Raw genomic sequence first — 18,483 nt, forward strand, 5'->3', positions numbered from 1 at the left:
AATGTCGCCAGTTGTTACAGCGAGCGCAGGAGAGCGGTGCAGGAAGGGGGATGTTGAAACCTCTCCCCGATGGTCAGGGAGAGGTTAAACAGGCATTACACCGTTTTAAATTCGGCTTCAGCCAGATCAAAACGTTCGGTTATCGTTGCCGAAGGCTTACGGCCCATCAGGCTGACCAGCACGATAGAGATACTGCCAAACAGGAAACCCGGGATGATTTCATACAGATCCAGCCAGGCATACTGCTTCCAGACGATCACGGTGATCGCCCCCACCAGCATGCCAGCCAGTGCGCCGTTGCGGGTCATGCGTGACCACATTACCGAGATCAACACCACCGGGCCAAATGCAGCACCGAAACCTGCCCAAGCGTAGCTGACCAAGCCCAGTACGCGGTTTTCCGGGTCCGCTGCCAGAGCAATTGCCACCAGGGCAACCACCAGCACCATGGCACGCCCCACCCATACCAGTTCACGCTGGCTGGCACCTTTACGCAGGAAGGCTTTGTATAAATCTTCCGTGATGGCACTTGAACACACCAGCAACTGGCAGCTCAGGGTACTCATCACCGCAGCCAGAATCGCCGACAGCAGAATACCGGCAATCCAAGGGTTGAACAGCAACATCGCCAGCTCGATAAAGACCCGCTCACCGTTTTGTGAAACATTCCCCGCCAGTTCCGGGTTATTGGCAAAATAGGCAATACCGAAGAAGCCCACGGCAATGGTGCCAGCCAGACACAGGATCATCCAGGTCATACTGATACGGCGTGCGCTGCGGATAGTACGGTGGGAATCCGCTGCCATGAAACGCGCCAGAATGTGCGGCTGGCCGAAATACCCCAGCCCCCAACCCATCAGCGACAGGATGGCGACAAAATTCAGCCCTTTCATCATATCGACGTTGGCCGGGTTTTTAGCGGCAATCACCAGCATCGAACTGTCGATCCCGCCAACGGCGAAAATCACGATTACTGGCGTGAGGATCAGCGCAAAAATCATCAGGCTGGCCTGCACGGTATCGGTCCAACTGACCGCCAGGAACCCACCGATAAAGGTGTAAAGGATGGTCGCGGCCGCACCGGCCCACAGCGCGGTGGCATAGCTCATACCGAAGGTGCTTTCAAACAGACGCGCACCGGCAACGATGCCGGAAGCACAATAAATGGTGAAAAACACCAGAATGACGATGGCGGAAATAATCCTCAGCAGCTTGCTGTTGTCTTCAAAACGGCTGGTGAAATAGTCTGGCAGCGTCAAAGCGTTGTTGTTGGCTTCGGTATGCACACGCAACCGACCGGCCACCAGCTTCCAGTTGAAGTAAGCACCAATCGTCAGGCCGATGGCAATCCAGCTTTCCGAAATGCCCGAAAGGAAGATCGCGCCCGGCAAGCCCATCAGCAGCCAGCCACTCATGTCGGATGCCCCGGCGGAAAGCGCGGTAACCACGCTGCCCAGGCTGCGGCCACCCAGAATATAATCATCAAAGTTGTTGGTCGCCCGGTAGGCGAGTAAGCCGATTAAGATCATCCCGAAAATGTACACCAGGAAGGTCACCAGCATTGGTGTGCTCATTGTCATTCCACTCTCCACTTTCATTATTCCCTTCATCTTTCAGGCCGCAGCGCTGTCGGCCACCGCTTGAAATCTATCGGGTATTTTTATTCACGCAGTTTGCGATGCGATGTATTTCACCCACCAAAGTGCCGGAAGCTGGGCGGGTGAATAGAGTTTCTGCCCGGTATTGCCTAAACGTTGGCTATCCTAGATGACGCTATCAACAACCAACAAGATATTTAACAAAAAAGTTACACAAAGTTTACCCTGCGTCACATTTACCCCCTCCACTGGTTGCACCCATCAATCACAAAATGAGTTGCACCTCTCTTTTAACCCTGTCTAAAGCAGGGAAATAGCGCAATAGCTGACAAACCGCTACCGATACCCGCAAGAAACCTGTCGTCGTTTCATGTTAAAAAACCGATTGAAATCACACTTCGCTCATGAGCCTGATTTAACAAGGTTGCACAAAGTTGCAACATGCTGGATATTGTCCGCATTAATGACACAACCTATCCACGAACCTATCCCAGCAGGCTTCTCTGCACGTTAGGCCTGCTGGGATAGGTTCTACACACAGGAGTTGGATTGGCATGGCCACTACCACTATGGGCGTAAAGCTTGATGAAGCCACACGCGACCGGATTAAAAGCGCGGCACAACGTATCGATCGCACACCGCACTGGTTAATCAAGCAAGCCATTTTTAATTATCTCGAGCGCCTCGAAAACGGTTCCGATATTCCCGAGCTCCCAGCGCTCGCCGCTGCCGGGCTGGCCGAAGCGGACGACATTATGCCGCAAACCTACGAAGAGTCCCATCAGCCATTCCTGGAATTTGCCGAGCAGATCCTGCCGCAGTCCGTCGCTCGGGCTGCCATTACCGCCGCCTATCGTCGCCCGGAAACTGAAGCGGTGCCGATGCTGCTTGAGCAGGCGCGGTTACCGGCCGATCTGGCCCAAGCCACCCACAAGTTGGCGTATGGCATTGCCGAGAAGATGCGCAACCAGAAAACGGCCATCGGCCGCGCCGGTATGGTGCAAGGGTTGCTACAGGAGTTTTCGCTGTCTTCACAGGAAGGCGTGGCACTGATGTGCCTGGCGGAAGCGCTGCTGCGTATCCCAGACAAACCGACGCGCGATGCGTTGATCCGCGACAAAATCAGCAACGGCAACTGGCATTCTCACCTTGGCCGCAGCCCGTCGTTGTTCGTCAACGCCACCACTTGGGGCCTGCTGTTTACCGGCAAGCTGGTGTCTACCCACAATGAAACCAACCTGTCGAGCTCGCTGAACCGGATTATCGGCAAGAGCGGCGAGCCATTGATCCGCAAAGGCGTGGATATGGCGATGCGCCTGATGGGCGAGCAGTTTGTCACTGGTGAAACCATCGCCGAAGCGCTGGCTAACGCCCGCAAGCTGGAAGACAAAGGTTTCCGCTATTCGTATGACATGCTCGGCGAAGCAGCACTGACCGAAGCCGATGCACAGGCGTATCTGGTTTCCTATCAGCAGGCGATCCACGCCATCGGCAAAGCCTCTAACGGCCGTGGCATCTATGAAGGCCCAGGTATCTCGATCAAGCTTTCGGCGCTGCACCCGCGCTACAGCCGCGCGCAGTACGATCGCGTGATGGAAGAGCTGTATCCGCGCCTGCTGTCGCTGACCTTACAGGCGCGCCAGTATGATATTGGCATCAATATTGACGCCGAAGAAGCCGATCGTCTGGAGATCTCGCTCGATCTGCTGGAAAAGCTGTGCTTTGAGCCGCAGTTGGCCGGTTGGAACGGCATTGGCTTCGTGATCCAGGCTTACCAGAAGCGCTGCCCGTTTGCTATTGATGCGGTGATCGATATGGCCAGCCGCAGCCGCCGTCGCCTGATGATCCGCCTGGTGAAAGGTGCTTACTGGGATAGCGAAATCAAACGCGCCCAGATGGATGGCCTGGAAGGTTATCCGGTTTATACCCGCAAGGTGTATACCGACGTCTCCTATCTGGCCTGCGCCCGTAAACTGCTGGCGGTACCGAACCTGATTTACCCGCAGTTTGCCACCCACAACGCCCACACGCTGAGCGCCATCTACCATCTGGCCGGTAACAACTACTATCCAGGACAGTATGAATTCCAGTGCCTGCACGGCATGGGGGAACCGCTGTACGAACAGGTGGTGGGTAAAGTGGCCGATGGCAAGCTGAACCGCCCTTGCCGCATTTATGCCCCGGTCGGTACGCATGAAACCCTGCTGGCCTATCTGGTGCGTCGTCTGCTGGAAAACGGGGCCAATACCTCGTTTGTTAACCGTATCGCCGATGCTACCTTGCCGTTGGATGAACTGGTGGCCGATCCGGTCAGCGCCGTTGAAGCGCTGGCAGCCAGCGAAGGCCAAATCGGCCTGCCGCATCCGCGCATTCCGTTGCCACGTGAGCTGTATGGCGACAAACGCGTCAACTCCAGCGGGTTGGATCTCTCCAACGAACAACGTTTGGCTTCGCTGTCCAGTTCGTTGCTCACCAGCGCAGCGCAGCCGTGGCGTGCAGAACCGATGATTGATGCCGCTCTGGATCAGGGCGCGGAACAACCGGTGCTCAACCCTGCTGAACCGGGCGATATCGTCGGTTACGTGCGTGAAGCCACCGAAGGTGAAGTCAGCCGTGCGCTCGATGCCGCCGCTGCCGCCGGGCCAATCTGGTTTGCCACCCCACCCACTGAGCGTGCCGCTATTCTGGAACGCGCCGCAGAACTGATGGAAAGCCAGATGCAGAGCCTGCTCGGCATTCTGGTGCGTGAAGCCGGTAAAACGTTCAACAACGCCATCGCCGAAGTGCGTGAAGCGGTTGATTTCCTACACTACTACGCGGGCCAGGTGCGTGACGACTTCGCCAACGACAGCCATCGCCCGCTCGGCCCAGTGGTGTGCATCAGCCCGTGGAACTTCCCACTGGCGATCTTCACTGGCCAGATTGCTGCCGCGCTCGCCGCAGGTAACAGCGTGCTGGCTAAACCGGCCGAGCAAACCCCGCTGGTGGCCGCACAGGCGGTACGGATCCTGCTGGAGGCCGGTATTCCTCAGGGCGTATTGCAGTTGCTTCCAGGCCAGGGTGAAACCGTAGGCTCACTATTGGTTAACGACGCCCGCGTGCGTGGCGTGATGTTCACCGGTTCCACCGACGTGGCCGGTATTCTGCAACGCAGTATCGCTGGCCGCCTGGATCCACAGGGCCGCCCAACGCCGTTGATCGCCGAAACCGGTGGCCTGAACGCGATGATCGTCGACTCTTCCGCACTGACCGAACAGGTGGTAACCGACGTGGTGGCTTCCGCCTTCGACAGCGCGGGCCAACGCTGCTCTGCCCTGCGCATCCTGTGCATTCAGGAGGATGTGGCGGAGCACACGCTGCAAATGCTGCGCGGAGCCATGGCCGAATGCCGCATGGGCAACCCGGAACGCCTGGCTACCGATATCGGCCCGGTGATTGATATTGAAGCCAAAACCGGTATTGAGCGCCATATTCAAGCCATGCGAGCCAAAGGCCGCATGGTTTATCAGGCTGCCAAAGACAACGTGCAGGATGAAAAAGAGTGGGCGCGCGGCACCTTTGTTAAGCCAACGCTGATCGAACTGGAAAGCTTCGATGAACTGCAAAAAGAGATCTTTGGCCCGGTATTGCACGTAGTACGTTATCAGCGCGCCAATCTGGACAAGCTGGTTGAGCAGATCAACGCCGCCGGTTATGGCCTGACGTTGGGCATTCATACGCGTATCGATGAAACCATCGCCCGCGTAACCGGCAACGCCAAAGTCGGCAACCTGTACGTTAACCGCAATATGGTTGGCGCAGTGGTTGGCGTACAACCGTTTGGCGGTGAAGGCCTGTCCGGCACTGGCCCGAAAGCCGGTGGCCCGCTCTATCTGTATCGCCTGCTCGCCAGTCGCCCAATGGATGCGGTACAACGCACGCTAAACCGTCAGGATAGCGAACGCCCGTTGGAAGCCACGGCGCGCCCGGCACTGCTGGCCGCGCATCAGGCGTTGGAACAGTGGGCCGTTGCCGAAAACCAGCCCGAACTGGCAGCGTTGGCACAGCAGTATGCCGAGCTTGGTCAAGGCGGCACCGTGCGCCCGCTGCCGGGCCCGACCGGGGAGCGCAACACTTACGCCCTACTGCCGCGTGAACGCGTGCTGTGTCTGGCCGATAACGAGGCCGATGCGTTGACCCAGTTAGCTGCCGTGCTGGCAGTGGGCAGCCAGGTGCTGTGGCCGGAGGCCGAGTTGCAACGCACGTTGTTCCGCCGCCTGCCCGCCACCGTGCAGGCACGCATCAGCTTCAGCAAGGACTGGCAACAGGATAAGGTGGAGTTTGATGCCGCGATCTACCACGGTGATGCCGACCAGCTACGCACCCTGTGCGAGCAGGTTGCCCAGCGCAGCGGTGCGATTGTCTCGGTGCAAGGCTTCGCCCACGGCGAAACCCATATTCTGCTGGAGCGCCTGTTGATCGAACGTTCATTAAGCGTCAACACCGCCGCTGCGGGTGGCAACGCCAGCCTGATGACGATTGGTTAATTTCCACAATCAGTAAAAATCCCCAGGAGCTCAGAAAACCGAGTGACTGGGGATCTCCGAAAAGACTCATCCCGTTATGCGATAAAAATGTTATATAAAGTGCACGGCGTTATCCTTTAAGAAACATCTTTCTGGTAGGATGTGCACCGTGAAACTATCACGTTTACTAAAGCATACTGATACCTCACATAAATATACATTATCTAAATAACTCGCCTGTAATTATACATGGGGAGTATTTCCCGAATTGCTCATCATGGAGAGATTTCATTTCGATGAAAAAATCACTCATTATTTGTTCCCTTACCCTAACCAGCCTATTGGCAGGTTGTGCTACCGAATCTTCGCGTTCGCTCGAAGTACCCAAGGTCGCGTCCTATAACACCAGTTATCAAGGTGTACGCAGCCCAATCTCTGTCGGCAAATTTGATAACCGCTCCAGCTATATGAACGGTGTTTTTTCCGATGGCGTTGATCGCCTGGGCAACCAGTCAAAAACCATCCTGATCACCCATCTGCAACAAACTGGCCGTTTCAACGTACTGGATCGCGCCAATATGGATGAATTGAAAGCCGAAGCCGGTATCAAGGGCCAGCAACAGACCCTGAAAGGCGCAAGTTATGTGATCACCGGTGATGTCACCGAGTTCGGTCGCAAGGAAGTGGGCGATCAGCAACTGTGGGGCATTCTGGGCCGCGGTAAATCACAGGTTGCTTATGCCAAAGTCAATCTGAACGTGGTTAACGTGCAAACCTCTGAAGTCGTTTACTCCAGCCAAGGCGCCGGGGAATACACCTTGTCGAACCGTGAAGTGATCGGTTTTGGTGGTACGGCAAGCTACGACTCGACCTTGAACGGTAAAGTGTTGGACTTGGCCGTGCGCGAAGCGGTGAACAACCTGGTTGCAGGGATTGAAAGTGGTGCATGGCGCCCAACCCACTAACGGATTATAAAAAAGAATCATGATGATTAATAAAAAAATTGGCGGAGTGCTGCTGGCAGCCACTCTGCTGGGCGGCTGTGCTACGCCCGAAAAACCTCTTTACAACTGGGATGGCTATCAGAAGACGGTATACCAATATTATCAGCAGGACGCTTCCAGCCCGGAAGAGCAGATCGCCTCGTTAAAAGAGATCCTCGAAAAATCCCGCGCGAAAGGTCAGGCCGTACCGCCGGGTTTACATGCTCACCTCGGTATGTTGTACGTGAAAACCGGCAGAACCGAACTGGCAATGGCTGAATTCAATACCGAAAAATCACTGTTTCCAGAATCAGCACCGTTTATGGATTTCCTGATGAGCAAAGATAAAGGGAGTTTCAAATGAAACGTGCATTAGGTCTTTTGGCGGCAGTTGCCGTACTGCTGCTGGCGGGTTGCGCCAAGAAAGCCCCTTACGACTACGCTGCCTTCCACGCCAGCAAGCCGAAATCGATTCTGGTACTACCACCGATCAGTCAGTCTCCTGATATCAAAGCCAGCCACAGCGTACTTTCTAGCGCTACCTTGCCGCTAGCAGAAGCGGGCTACTACGTGCTGCCCGTCGCCGTCGTGGAAGAAACCTTCCAGCAGAATGGTTTGACCAATGCTAACGATATCCGTGCGGTCAGCACTCAGAAACTGCATAAGATCTTCGGCGCTGACGCCGTGCTGTACCTGGATGTGACCCAATACGGCACCAGCTATATCGTGATCGACAGCGAAACCCGTGTCACCGTCAATGCCAAACTGGTCGATCTGCGCACCGGTAAACAGTTGTGGGCGGGCAGCGCTACCGCCTCCAGCAACGAAAACAACAACAATTCCGGTGGCGGTCTTGTTGGGATGCTGATTACTGCGGCTGTTGCACAGGTCGTTAATACCATCAGCGACAAAGGATACGATATTGGTGCCATTACCAATACGCGTCTGCTTGCCGCCGGGCAAGATGGCGGTATCCTTTATGGCCCACGTTCACCTAAATACGCCAGTCAACGCTAGTTAAAAGTCAGGCAGCCATCTGGCTGCCTGACCTTCAACCGCAGTTCACTCCCCGCTTTAGGCAGCAGCAATCGCATTCCACTGGCTCATAAAGATATCCACCAGCCCGGAAAGTTCGTCTCGGGTTGCGCCATTACGCGCCTGCACTGACATGCCCTGAATAACGTTAACGATATACTTCCCTAATAAAGCACAATTCGTGTTATCCGGAAGTTCTCCTTGGCCAACACGGCATTCAAGGCATTCAATCACCTTTTTTTCGGCGGAATTTCGCTGCTGGCTAAGTTGGCGGAATAACGCGTCATCCGTGGCAGACATGCCAAAGGTTGCTGCCACCATAAAACAGCCGGGAGGCATCTCGGCGTCAGTGAACCATTCAACGCTCGCGCGCAGCAATTGTTCAATCACCTGCGGCAATGGCAGTTGGTCCTGATCGAGGATCGCATCTCTGGCCTGGCCGTAAGTCGCCAGATACTTTTCCACCGCCGCGCAAAATAACCCCTCCTTGCTGCCGAACTCCGCGTACAGCGAAGAAGGTTTGGTTCCCGTGCCTTCAATCAGTTCAGACATCGATGTAGGCTCATAGCCAAAGCGCCAGAACAGGTTCATCGCCTTTTCCAGTACGCTATCGCGATCAAATTTTTTCGGTCTGCCGCGCACGCTCACCTCTTTTAGATTTTTACTCATCTCCACGGCTCCTGAACCCTTGATGGAACGATCATGATAAAGCCTCACCCTGAGAACAAGCGCTATTCTAAATTAAAATAATGATCATTACAAAAAAATATTGCACAAGGCTGATTCTTCACGTAGGGTTTAAATAACAAACGTTACGAAAATTGAAAAGTAACACATCTTGTTGTTTTAACTATTAAAAGGATATTGCACATGAAAAAAACCACCGTAAACCTGGCCATTGCCGCCTGCCTGTTCTCAGCATCAGCTTTGGCGGCACAACCGCAACAAACACAGCCGCAAAATCTGCACCGCGTGGGTAGCGTGACGGTTTCAGCAATGACAACGCTGAACGAGGTTGAAAAGGGCATTGCGCAACAAGCCAAAGCGAAAAACGCCAGCCACTACAGAATTATTTCTGTCTCCGGCAATAACAAACTTCATGCCAGCGCCGTGATTTACCGCTGATTAATTGTAATGTGAGGAATGGAATGATGAAACTACAAGCACTATTAGGCATCGATACGCCGGTGATTCAGGCTTCTATGGTGTGGCTAAACTCGGCTGAACTTGCGGCTGCGGTTTCCAATGCCGGGGGTTTGGGCGTATTAGGCCCAAATGCCGGGCGAAAAGTGGCCGATGGCGGGATCGCTAAAACTACAGAGGATTTTCGTCAGGAAATCATTAAAACCCGAGCATTAACGGATAAACCCTTTGCCGTTAACTACCTGCTGCCGATTGAGGGCGTCGAGATCAGCTTTCAATATGCAGAACCCTTGCTGGAAGTGATCCTGCAAGAGAATATTAATATCGTCATTACCAGCGGCAAAGATATCACCAAAGGCGAGAAGTACATTCGCAGGCTGAAAGAGGCCGGTGTTATCGTGATTCACCGCGAAATTTCACCAACGGTTGAGAACTCGATACTGGCAGAAAAGATGGGGGTGGACGCGATTATCATCACCGGGCATGAGGCCGGGGGCCACCTGAGCGAACACCGCATCAGTACTCTGGCCCTGCTGCCTCAGGTCACCGATGTGGTTAAGATCCCAGTGATTGCCGCGGGCGGCATCTATAACCAGAAAACGGCAAAAGCCGCCACGGCCATGGGCGCTGCGGGAGTCTATGTGGGCACGCGGTTTATCACTACCTTTGAATCACCGGCCAGCCTCAACACCAAAGAGGCGATCGTTAACGTTTTGTCTGAGGATCTGATCGAGATTAATACTCCGGCAGGAGACGTACGCGTTATCGCCACCGAGAGCATCCGCGCTGGGCGAGGAGACAGTGAGGTTGGCATCATCAAGAAAGGTATGCTGGATGGCGATCACCAGCACGGCGTGATCACCGTTTCCGAATCAGCGGGAGGCATTGAAAAGATCAGCAGTGCAAAAGACGTGGTCTGTGAGCTTTCTTACGCGTTTGATTAACCGTAAAACGCCCCCAACCAAAAGGAAGGGGGCGCTTCATTTCTTACCAGCTTAAAACCACTGGCTATTGATTAAGAAACTTATCCAGAAACTGTTTGGTACGCTGATGCTGCGGGTTGGCGAACAGCTCTTTCGCTGGCCCCTGCTCAACAATGCGGCCGTGATCCATAAAGATGGCGCGATCGGCAACGTCGCGGGCAAAGCTCATTTCGTGCGTCACAATCACCATGGTGCGCTTCTCTTCGGCCAGCGCACGGATGGTGTTGAGCACCTCGCCCACCAGTTCTGGATCAAGCGCCGAGGTCGGTTCATCAAACAGAATCACCGCCGGCTGCATCGCCAACGCACGGGCAATCGCCACGCGCTGCTGCTGGCCACCGGAAAGGCGTTTAGGGTAAGCCTGCTCTTTGCCGCTCAGCCCAACCTTGGCCAACAATGCGCGGGCACGTTCTTCTGCAATAGCTTTCGTCTCCCCTTTAACTATCACCGGCCCTTCAATGATGTTTTCCAGCACCGAACGGTGCGGAAACAGGTTGAAGCTCTGGAAGACAAACCCCACCTGCTGGCGCAGGGCGCGTACCTGATGTTTCTGCTTGCTCAGCGGGCGTGAACCGTCAATCTCGATATCCCCCACGCGGATCGTGCCTGATTCGGGCACTTCCAGCAGGTTGATGCTACGCAGCAAGGTGGTTTTGCCGGAACCGCTCGGCCCGATAATCGCCACCACTTCGCCGGAGTTCACCTCAAGATCGATACCGTGCAGCACCGTGTTCCCTTTGAACTGTTTGACCAACTGCTTTACTTCAATGGCACTCATCGGTTACTCCTGATCCTGACGGTTAACGTGCGCTTCCAAGCGATTTTGCAACGCAGAAAGCAAGGTTGCCATCACCCAATAGATCAGCGATGCCGCCAGATACATCGCGAACACCTCAAGCGTGCGTGAAGTGATCAACTGCGCCTGCCGGAACAACTCCGGCACCTGAATGGTCGCCGCCAGCGAAGTATCCTTGACCAGCCCGATAAAGCTGTTACCCAACGGTGGCAATGCAGTACGGGCGGCCTGCGGCAGGATCACCCGGCGCATCGTCTGCCACGGCGTCATGCCGATACTGGCAGCCGCTTCCCACTGCCCTTTGTCGATCGAGGAGATCGCCGCACGCAGGGTTTCCGAAGTATAAGCCGCGGTATTGAGCGAAAGGCCAATCAGCGCCGCCGGGAAAGGATCCAGCTCAATGCCAAATTGCGGCAGACCGTAATAGATCATAAACAGTTGGGCGATCAGCGGAGTACCACGGAACAGCGAGACATAAATGCGAGATAACCAGGACACCGGCCACAATGGCGAAAGGCGCATCAGCGCCAACAGAAAACCAAGCATTAACCCCAGTGCCATGCCCCCCAAGCTGAGTTGGAGAGTCAACAGGGCACCTTTTAATAAAAATGGCGCTGAATCCAGCGCCAGTTGAATACTCTCATGCATTATTTAGTTACGTCCGCGCCAAACCATTTTTCAGAGATCTTCGCCAACGTCCCGTCTTTCTGCATTTCGGCAATCGCCTGATTGATAGCAGCCAACAGTTCCGGGTTGTTTTTACGCACCGCAACACCCGCTTCCTGACGGGAGAATGCCGAACCGGCCACGGCCAGCGTATCGCTGGTTTTCTTCACCAGATCCAGCGCCGCCAGGCGATCGACCAGAATGGCATCAATACGGCCTACGCGCAGATCCTGGTATTTGGTTGGGTCATCATCGTAAGTGCGCACATCAACGCCCTGCACATTTTCACGCAGCCATTGCTCGTAGTTAGTGCCCAGACCAACCCCGACTTTCTTACCTTTCAGCTCCTCAGCCTTGGTAATTTTGCCTTCGTTACCTTTTTTCACCAGCGCCTGAATACCGGAGACGGTATAAGGCGTTGAGAAATCGTATTTTTTCTTGCGATCGTCGGAGATCGTGACCTGGTTAATCACCACGTCGATACGCTTGGATTCCAGCGACGCCAACATGCCATCCCATTTGGTTGGATTCAGCTTGGCCTTCACACCCAGGCGTTCTGCCAGCGCGTTGGCGAAGTCCACTTCAAAACCGGTGAGTTTGCCGTCTTCACCCTGGAAGCTGAACGGCGGATAGGTGCCTTCCAGCCCAACAATCAGCGTACCGCGATGTTTGACCTGATCGAGCAGATTATCAGCCGCATAGGTTTTCACGTTCAACCCGGTGACCAGCGCAACAGCCATCACGCCCAGCAGGCATTGACGACGGATTTTAGAAAAGACCATAGACACCCCATCAGTTGTTTATCTTTTTGATATCAGGACTTTAACAGTCATTTTGACTGCATAAAGGAATATAAATTAATAAATATAGTTCAAAGTGGAATATATCAACATTCTGTGTATACCCAAAATAATTCGAGTTGCTTGTAGGCGGCAAACGAATGAATCCCTGGGAGCATAGCGAACTATGTGACCAGGGTGAAAGAGTGCAGCCAACACCCAAGCAACTTGAAGTATGAAGGGTATAAAACGGATATATCTCCTATGAGGTATACCTCATCTCACACCTGTGGGTGATAAGCAAACAGCGCGGGTGCTCCACCGGTATGAATAAACAGGATCGGGCCTTCGTCGCGGAAACGTTTCTGGGCGATACCGTCAATCAGGCCAGCCATGGCTTTGCCGGTATAAACCGGATCGAGCAGCACCCCTTCCTGCTGCGCCAGCAGTTGCACCGCCGCCATACCTTCATCATTCGGCATGCCGTATTGCGGCGCAAAATAGTCGTCCCACAGGGTGATCGGCGCCAATGCCTCAATGCCCAGTGAACACGCCAACGCTTGCTGGATTTGCTCAACCTTTGGCAACTGATCGATCACTTTGCGCGAAACGGTTACGCCAATCAGTTCGCTTTCCGGCAACAACTGTTGCAGGCCAACGGCCAAACCGGCATGAGTACCCGCGCTGCCAGACGCCACGACGATCGAACTGAAGGCTGTCTTACCGCGTTGTGCGGCAATTTCCAGGGCACATTGCACATAGCCTAATGCCCCCAGCGCGTTAGATCCCCCGACCGGTACCACATAGGGCCGGAACCCCTGCGCTTCCAGGCGAGTCGCCAAGTCCGCCAACTGTGTCTGCGGATCGTGCAAGGCATCGCACATCACGACATCCACGTTGAACAGATCGAGCAGCAGGCGGTTACCGTTGCTGAGGTAGTTTTCCGCTTTGGTATCAATCGGATTTTCCAGCAGCGCCACGCAGTGCAGGCCCAGTTTGGCCGCCACCGCTGCCGTCTGGCGCACATGGTTTGACTGAATAGCACCGGCGGTGACCAAGGTATCGGCCCCCAGACGCAACGCGTCAGCGGCCAAGAATTCCAACTTTCTCAGCTTGTTACCGCCCATCGCCATCGGCGTGACATCGTCACGTTTGATGTAGATTTCGCGACCGAGATAATCAGAAAGGCGAGATAACTTTTCGAGCGGTGTGGCTGAGCCAACCAAATCCAGGCGCGGGAACTGCGCCAGTTGCTGTTGCAGATTCACAACTTCCCCCAGGGAATAAAAATAAAGACATCCAAAGCATAGATTTATCAGATGTGCTCTGAATAATCACTCTTTATTCGTGGTGGGAGATAATGCGGTAATGATCTGATCGGCAACAAAATAACGCGGTATAACCCCCGTTCGCCAACAGGCACTCGCAGAGCCCATCTGATAGGCTTTGCGAGTTCAGGTGTCAGTAGCTCTTCTGCCAGGCCAGATACTGATCGTATTTGCGCAGCGCGATGCGGTAGTTGGCGTGCGCCGCCGATGGCAGGTCGTCAACAATACGCTGGTAGCTGATCCCCTTGGCAAACCGCTCGGTAGGATAGTTGTGTGCCACCAGCATTTCATCCAACCGACGCAGGCGCACGACGTATTCGCGGATAGTGCTGTGGCTCATCTCGGTCTGTTCAAACAGATACTGTTTAAACGCCATAATATCGAAGTAGCTGGGATCGCTGTTATACGCGATTTCGCTACAGAAACGGCACAGCGCGGACAGTTCGCGTTGCAGATTGCACCAGACCTGCTCGTCAATCTGCTGATCCATCCGGGCGATGGTTTCTTTACTGATAATTTTGCCACGGAACACCAGCGCTATGCGCTCAAGCACCTTAGCGCACTGAGAACAGTGGGTCTGGCTGTGTTTATAATCTTTCAGGTAGCGGCTGAGCGGCCGCTTTTTCGATGTTATTCCCGGCATAGTTTGCAATCCGTTTCAGACATCAGGTTGAAAAAACGCAGGCTGTATCAACGTCAAACATCATTGGCCAGGCGCGCGCGCAGGCGTTTGATCGCCTGACTGTGCAACTGGCTGACTCGCGATTCGCCCACATTGAGCACTGCACCAATCTCCTTCAGGTTCAACTCTTCCTGGTAATACAGCGTCAGCACCATTTTTTCGCGTTCCGGCAGCGCCTCAATGGCGTCCACTACCCGCTGGCGCAGATTGCCCTCCAGCAATTGATGCAGCGGATTGCCCTCTTCATGCCCTGCCAGCACGGCTTCCAGGCTATCGCCATGTTCTTCCCGCCATTCATCGTAAGAAAAGAGCTGGCTGTTGTTGGTGTCCAAGAGGATCTGACGATACTCATCCAAGGGAATCTCCAACACCTGGGCGACTTCCCTCTCACTGGCCGGGCGGCCATGCCGCTGTTCCAGTTGCTGCATCACTTTTAACACTTCACGGGCATTGCGCCGCACGCTGCGTGGTACCCAGTCGCGGCTGCGCAGTTCGTCAAGCATCGCTCCCCGGATACGTTGCACCGCGTAGGTGGTGAAAGCCGCTCCTTGCAGGGCGTCGTAGCGTTCAACGGCGTTCAGCAGCCCTATTCCCCCGGCTTGCAGCAGATCGTCGAGCTCCACGCTGGCGGGCAGCCTGACCTGTAGGCGTAGCGCCTCGTGGCGTACCAGCGGAACGTAGCGCTGCCAGAGAAAATTTTTGTCCATGACGCCTTCGGCGGTATATAGATCGCTCACGATGTCTAAACCTGCAAATCAGAGGGTCATATCCATTATCCACAAGGGCAAAATACCAATCGGTAGAACAACCGTATAAAACCGGCTTTATTTGTGTCATGTAGGCTAACGCTGGCGAGCTGGCATAAAAAAACACCCTGTCAGCGTACCGCTCACAGGGTGGGGGTGACCATCTCATTAACCCCGCTAAAAGCGCGGGGTGATAAGATAGGGAAGATCGATTAACGCAGCAGGCTCAATACGTTCTGAGTTGACTGGTTGGCCTGTGCTAACACTGACGTCCCCGCCTGTTGCAGGATGTTGGCGCGGCTCATGTTAGACACTTCGGTCGCGTAGTCAGCATCCTGAATGCGGGATTGGGAAGACGACAGGTTATTCACGGTACTATTCAGGTTATTGATCACCGAATCGAAACGGTTCTGTACCGCACCCAGAGAAGAACGCAGGGAATCCACCTGAGAAAGCGCTTTATCCAGCGTCGCCAGCGGATCGGTCGTTTTGGACTGGGCAGACTGCTGAGCACCTTTGGTCACTGCGCCCGATGCATCAACAGTCGCGCTGAAGTAAGTGTCGTTACCATCAGCATCTTTACCTTTGACCATATATCCTGCTTTGCCCGTCGCATCGGTATAGCTATGCAGTGCATCAGTCCCACTCAGGCCGCTGACGGTGGTGCTACCCACTTTGACCTGAGCCACTTCCGCCATATCGGTGGTTGTTTCAGTCGTTACCGCAGTAGAGCTCCATGTCACTTTACCGTCACTACCCACCGTCGCATCATAGATGCCACCATCGGTAGCTTGTACGAAGTAGTTACTGCCCACAGCGTACAATTTACCATCACTGGTTTTTGCCGCAGCGTTGCCATCAGCCTGGATAGACGGAGCGCCCATCTTATCAATAGCAGTCAGTGCGGTAGCGCCAACCTTGCTGGTATCAATGCCATCAGCAACGCTGAACTTATCCAAGCCTAGCGTTTTGGCATTGATATTTTCCAGACTAATATCAATGGTTTCACCATCGTTAGCGCCCACCTGAATGGTCAGTTTCTGATCGCTGCTCAGTACTTTCACGCCGTTAAAGTCGGTCTGTGCGGAGATGCGGTTGATCTCGTTCAGGCGCTGTGAGATTTCATCCTGGATCGACTGCAAGTCACTGGAAGAGTTGGAGCCGTTCTGCGCCTGCACGGTCAAACGACGGATGTTCTGCAGGTTGTTGTTCACCTCGTTCAGCGCGCCTTCGGTGGTCTGCGCCAGAGAGATACCGTCGTTAGCATTACGGGAAGCCTGAGTCAGCCCCTTGATATTCGCGGTGAAGCGGTTTGAAATCGCCTGACCTGCCGCATCATCTTTCGCGCTGTTGATACGCAAACCAGAAGAGAGACGCTCAATCGCCGTACCCAGGGCAGATTGAGATTTATTCAGGTTATTCTGCGCCATCAGTGACAGGCTGTTGGTATTAATGACTTGTGCCATAGTTTGCTTTCCTTACGAATCAGCTGCGATATTCCCGTCATACTTCAAGTTGCTTGGACGTTGGCTGCGCTCTGTCGCCTACAAGCAACTCGGATTATTTAGGGTATATTCGCATTCACAATTAAAAGGTCTGGGTTTATTTCGCCACGGCGTCAATCACCGTCCCTTCAGGTATCGGCGCTCCTTCTGCAACCTTTAAATTTTTTTTATTTTTCGGCAATGGCGCAAATAACGCCGCTTTTCCCTCTTCTACTGCGCCATCGATTTTCTGATTTTGCCGTAAACTTTTCTGCTACTGAGCCGATAACGCTGAAAGTGCATAATTCATTGACCTTGGGAGAATCACGAATGGCATCGATCAGTTCATTAGGCATCGGTTCGGGGCTGGATCTTAACGGTTTGCTGGATAAACTGAGCCGAGCAGAACAACAGCGCCTAACGCCCTATACCACTCAGCAGAGCAGCCATAATGCCAAACTGACCGCCTACGGTACGCTGAGAAGCGCGTTAGAAAAGTTCGATAACTTGAGTAAAGACCTAGCCAAACCTGACTTCTTTGACAACACCACCGCCAGCGCTCACGATCAGTTCAGTGTCACCACCAACGCCAAATCGGTGCCGGGCAACTACCGCGTTGATGTGCTGCAACTGGCTCAGCCACAAACCCTGACTTCCACGGCCGATATCAAAGATCAAACTGCCGCATTGGGCACTGACGGTGCCGCCGATCGCTCCCTTTCCATCACCGCAGGCTATCCCCCTAAAAGCGTGACCATCTCGCTTAGCGACGGCCAAACCTCGCTGGTAGAAATGCGCGATGCGATTAACGCGGCTAACGCCAGTGTTAAAGCCACCATCATGCGCGTAGGGGATAACCAATATAAGTTGGCGATCGGCTCGTCTACCTCTGGAGCAAACAGCCAGATTGCTCTTCAGGTTAATAACGACGATCAATTGGGTGAGGTGCTCAATTACGATCCGGCTAAGGGTAGCGCTAACCCGATGTTTGAATCGGCCAAGGGGCAGGACGCGAAAATCAACGTCAATGGCACTGAAATTACCCGCAGCACCAACTCCATTGCCGATGCATTGCAGGGGGTAACGCTCGATCTGAAGTTCACCACCAAACCCGGCGAGCCGCAAAACCTGATCATCAGCGCCGATAAGAGCGGTTCCGCAGATAAGATCAAGAGTTGGGTTGATAGCTATAACGCACTGCAAGATACCTTCAATTCCCTGACTAAATACACCCCGGTCAAAAGTGGTGAAAACCAGAGTAGCAAAAACGGTGCCTTGCTCGGTGACTACACGCTGCGGGGTATTCAGTCATCAATTAAAAGTGCCCTCAGCGCCGCGCAGGATAACCCTGAACTGAAAGGCTTGGGCAACCTCGGCATTACCACCAATAGCAAGACCGGCAAGTTGGAGCTCGACAGCGACAAGTTGAAAAAGGCGCTTGAAGAAAAACCGCAACAGGTAGCGAATTTTTTTGCCGGTAACGGTAAAGACAGCGGTATGGCCACCGAGATCCACCATGAAATACAGAACTATATTAAAACCGATGGCGTGATTGAGGAATCCACCAAGAGTATCAACAGCGATCTCAAAGATCTGAGCGATCAGATCACCCGCGTCAGCGACAGTATTCAAAGCACCCTTGAGCGTTACAAACAGCAATTTGTCCAACTGGATGCCATGATGTCAAAACTGAACGGCACCAGTAGTTATTTAACCCAACAGTTCTCAACTAAGTAAGAGCTTTTAACTAGGTAA

Annotated in this window: 16 protein-coding genes; 7 read left to right on the plus strand and 9 right to left on the minus strand. The window is 53.9% G+C overall.

Annotated features, from left to right (window positions below; genetic code table 11):
- Window positions 1-95: 95 nt before the first annotated feature.
- Window positions 96-1,580: a sodium/proline symporter PutP gene (putP, locus tag AC2A1E_RS05145; RefSeq protein WP_484382857.1), complete on the minus strand. Its 1,485-nt coding sequence runs from the start codon at window positions 1,578-1,580 to the stop codon at window positions 96-98.
- A 572-nt stretch (window positions 1,581-2,152) separates the two neighbouring features.
- On the opposite strand from putP, the gene putA reads away from it, so the two are divergent.
- The 4 genes from putA (at window position 2,153) to AC2A1E_RS05165 (ending at window position 8,103) form a co-directional block, all read left to right on the plus strand.
- Entirely contained in the window at window positions 2,153-6,124 is a 3,972-nt protein-coding gene (putA, locus tag AC2A1E_RS05150) for a trifunctional transcriptional regulator/proline dehydrogenase/L-glutamate gamma-semialdehyde dehydrogenase (RefSeq protein ID WP_484382858.1), read from the plus strand.
- A gap of 275 nt (window positions 6,125-6,399) precedes the next feature.
- Window positions 6,400-7,068, plus strand: coding sequence for a CsgG/HfaB family protein (locus AC2A1E_RS05155; protein ID WP_484382859.1), 669 nt, complete (start codon window positions 6,400-6,402; stop codon window positions 7,066-7,068).
- Window positions 7,069-7,087: 19 nt separating this feature from the next.
- Entirely contained in the window at window positions 7,088-7,450 is a 363-nt protein-coding gene (locus tag AC2A1E_RS05160; protein WP_473187555.1) for a DUF4810 domain-containing protein, read from the plus strand.
- On the plus strand, window positions 7,447-8,103 hold the full coding sequence (locus AC2A1E_RS05165) for a DUF799 domain-containing protein (protein WP_473187556.1): 657 nt from the start codon (window positions 7,447-7,449) through the stop codon (window positions 8,101-8,103). Before AC2A1E_RS05160 ends, AC2A1E_RS05165 begins: the two co-directional genes overlap by 4 nt.
- 57 nt (window positions 8,104-8,160) lie before the next feature.
- On the opposite strand, the gene AC2A1E_RS05170 is transcribed toward AC2A1E_RS05165, so the two are convergent.
- Window positions 8,161-8,790: a TetR/AcrR family transcriptional regulator gene (locus tag AC2A1E_RS05170; protein ID WP_484382860.1), complete on the minus strand. Its 630-nt coding sequence runs from the start codon at window positions 8,788-8,790 to the stop codon at window positions 8,161-8,163.
- A 201-nt stretch (window positions 8,791-8,991) separates the two neighbouring features.
- Here AC2A1E_RS05170 and AC2A1E_RS05175 point away from each other — a divergent pair, with 201 nt between their 5' ends.
- Complete coding sequence (locus AC2A1E_RS05175; protein WP_484382861.1) at window positions 8,992-9,246, plus strand: YdgH/BhsA/McbA family protein; 255 nt, start codon at window positions 8,992-8,994, stop codon at window positions 9,244-9,246.
- A 23-nt stretch (window positions 9,247-9,269) separates the two neighbouring features.
- Window positions 9,270-10,208: an NAD(P)H-dependent flavin oxidoreductase gene (locus AC2A1E_RS05180; RefSeq protein ID WP_484382862.1), complete on the plus strand. Its 939-nt coding sequence runs from the start codon at window positions 9,270-9,272 to the stop codon at window positions 10,206-10,208.
- A 64-nt stretch (window positions 10,209-10,272) separates the two neighbouring features.
- Here AC2A1E_RS05180 and tcyN read toward each other — a convergent pair whose 3' ends face one another.
- From tcyN to AC2A1E_RS05215, 7 genes are all read right to left on the minus strand, one after another.
- The gene (tcyN, locus tag AC2A1E_RS05185) at window positions 10,273-11,025 is read right to left on the minus strand and encodes an L-cystine ABC transporter ATP-binding protein TcyN (protein ID WP_484382863.1); all 753 of its coding nucleotides are present in this window, start codon (window positions 11,023-11,025) and stop codon (window positions 10,273-10,275) included.
- Window positions 11,026-11,028: 3 nt separating this feature from the next.
- The gene (gene tcyL / locus AC2A1E_RS05190; protein WP_076941343.1) at window positions 11,029-11,691 is read right to left on the minus strand and encodes a cystine ABC transporter permease; all 663 of its coding nucleotides are present in this window, start codon (window positions 11,689-11,691) and stop codon (window positions 11,029-11,031) included.
- Window positions 11,691-12,491 carry a cystine ABC transporter substrate-binding protein gene (gene tcyJ, locus AC2A1E_RS05195; RefSeq protein ID WP_484382864.1) on the minus strand — a complete coding sequence of 267 codons (801 nt, stop codon included), beginning with the start codon at window positions 12,489-12,491 and terminating at the stop codon, window positions 11,691-11,693. Before tcyJ ends, tcyL begins: the two co-directional genes overlap by 1 nt.
- Before the next feature lie 278 nt (window positions 12,492-12,769).
- Window positions 12,770-13,756, minus strand: a complete 987-nt coding sequence (locus tag AC2A1E_RS05200) for a D-cysteine desulfhydrase (protein WP_484382865.1) — start codon at window positions 13,754-13,756, stop codon at window positions 12,770-12,772.
- Between the two features lie 193 nt (window positions 13,757-13,949).
- Window positions 13,950-14,459, minus strand: coding sequence for a flagella biosynthesis regulatory protein FliZ (gene fliZ, locus AC2A1E_RS05205; RefSeq protein ID WP_484382866.1), 510 nt, complete (start codon window positions 14,457-14,459; stop codon window positions 13,950-13,952).
- A gap of 53 nt (window positions 14,460-14,512) precedes the next feature.
- Window positions 14,513-15,235 carry an RNA polymerase sigma factor FliA gene (locus AC2A1E_RS05210; RefSeq protein WP_473187565.1) on the minus strand — a complete coding sequence of 241 codons (723 nt, stop codon included), beginning with the start codon at window positions 15,233-15,235 and terminating at the stop codon, window positions 14,513-14,515.
- Between the two features lie 221 nt (window positions 15,236-15,456).
- Window positions 15,457-16,710, minus strand: coding sequence for a FliC/FljB family flagellin (locus tag AC2A1E_RS05215; RefSeq protein ID WP_484382867.1), 1,254 nt, complete (start codon window positions 16,708-16,710; stop codon window positions 15,457-15,459).
- Between the two features lie 348 nt (window positions 16,711-17,058).
- Here AC2A1E_RS05215 and fliD point away from each other — a divergent pair, with 348 nt between their 5' ends.
- Window positions 17,059-18,465 carry a flagellar filament capping protein FliD gene (gene fliD / locus AC2A1E_RS05220; protein ID WP_484382868.1) on the plus strand — a complete coding sequence of 469 codons (1,407 nt, stop codon included), beginning with the start codon at window positions 17,059-17,061 and terminating at the stop codon, window positions 18,463-18,465.
- Window positions 18,466-18,483 lie beyond the last annotated feature (18 nt).

The sequence above is a fragment of the Serratia sp. HNCC26DJ206 genome (genome assembly GCF_057180605.1).

Excerpts from the sequence above, each read along its gene's own strand:
- AC2A1E_RS05165 (WP_473187556.1), top strand. The coding sequence starts at position 7,447 with ATGAAACGTGCATTAGGTCTTTTGGCGGCAGTTGCCGTACTGCTGCTG.
- fliD (WP_484382868.1), top strand. The coding sequence starts at position 17,059 with ATGGCATCGATCAGTTCATTAGGCATCGGTTCGGGGCTGGATCTTAAC.
- AC2A1E_RS05215 (WP_484382867.1), bottom strand. The coding sequence starts at position 16,710 with ATGGCACAAGTCATTAATACCAACAGCCTGTCACTGATGGCGCAGAAT.
- putP (WP_484382857.1), bottom strand. The coding sequence starts at position 1,580 with ATGACAATGAGCACACCAATGCTGGTGACCTTCCTGGTGTACATTTTC.
- AC2A1E_RS05175 (WP_484382861.1), top strand. The coding sequence starts at position 8,992 with ATGAAAAAAACCACCGTAAACCTGGCCATTGCCGCCTGCCTGTTCTCA.
- AC2A1E_RS05155 (WP_484382859.1), top strand. The coding sequence starts at position 6,400 with ATGAAAAAATCACTCATTATTTGTTCCCTTACCCTAACCAGCCTATTG.
- tcyL (WP_076941343.1), bottom strand. The coding sequence starts at position 11,691 with ATGCATGAGAGTATTCAACTGGCGCTGGATTCAGCGCCATTTTTATTA.
- fliZ (WP_484382866.1), bottom strand. The coding sequence starts at position 14,459 with ATGCCGGGAATAACATCGAAAAAGCGGCCGCTCAGCCGCTACCTGAAA.
- putA (WP_484382858.1), top strand. The coding sequence starts at position 2,153 with ATGGCCACTACCACTATGGGCGTAAAGCTTGATGAAGCCACACGCGAC.
- tcyN (WP_484382863.1), bottom strand. The coding sequence starts at position 11,025 with ATGAGTGCCATTGAAGTAAAGCAGTTGGTCAAACAGTTCAAAGGGAAC.
- AC2A1E_RS05180 (WP_484382862.1), top strand. The coding sequence starts at position 9,270 with ATGATGAAACTACAAGCACTATTAGGCATCGATACGCCGGTGATTCAG.
- tcyJ (WP_484382864.1), bottom strand. The coding sequence starts at position 12,491 with ATGGTCTTTTCTAAAATCCGTCGTCAATGCCTGCTGGGCGTGATGGCT.
- AC2A1E_RS05170 (WP_484382860.1), bottom strand. The coding sequence starts at position 8,790 with ATGAGTAAAAATCTAAAAGAGGTGAGCGTGCGCGGCAGACCGAAAAAA.
- AC2A1E_RS05160 (WP_473187555.1), top strand. The coding sequence starts at position 7,088 with ATGATGATTAATAAAAAAATTGGCGGAGTGCTGCTGGCAGCCACTCTG.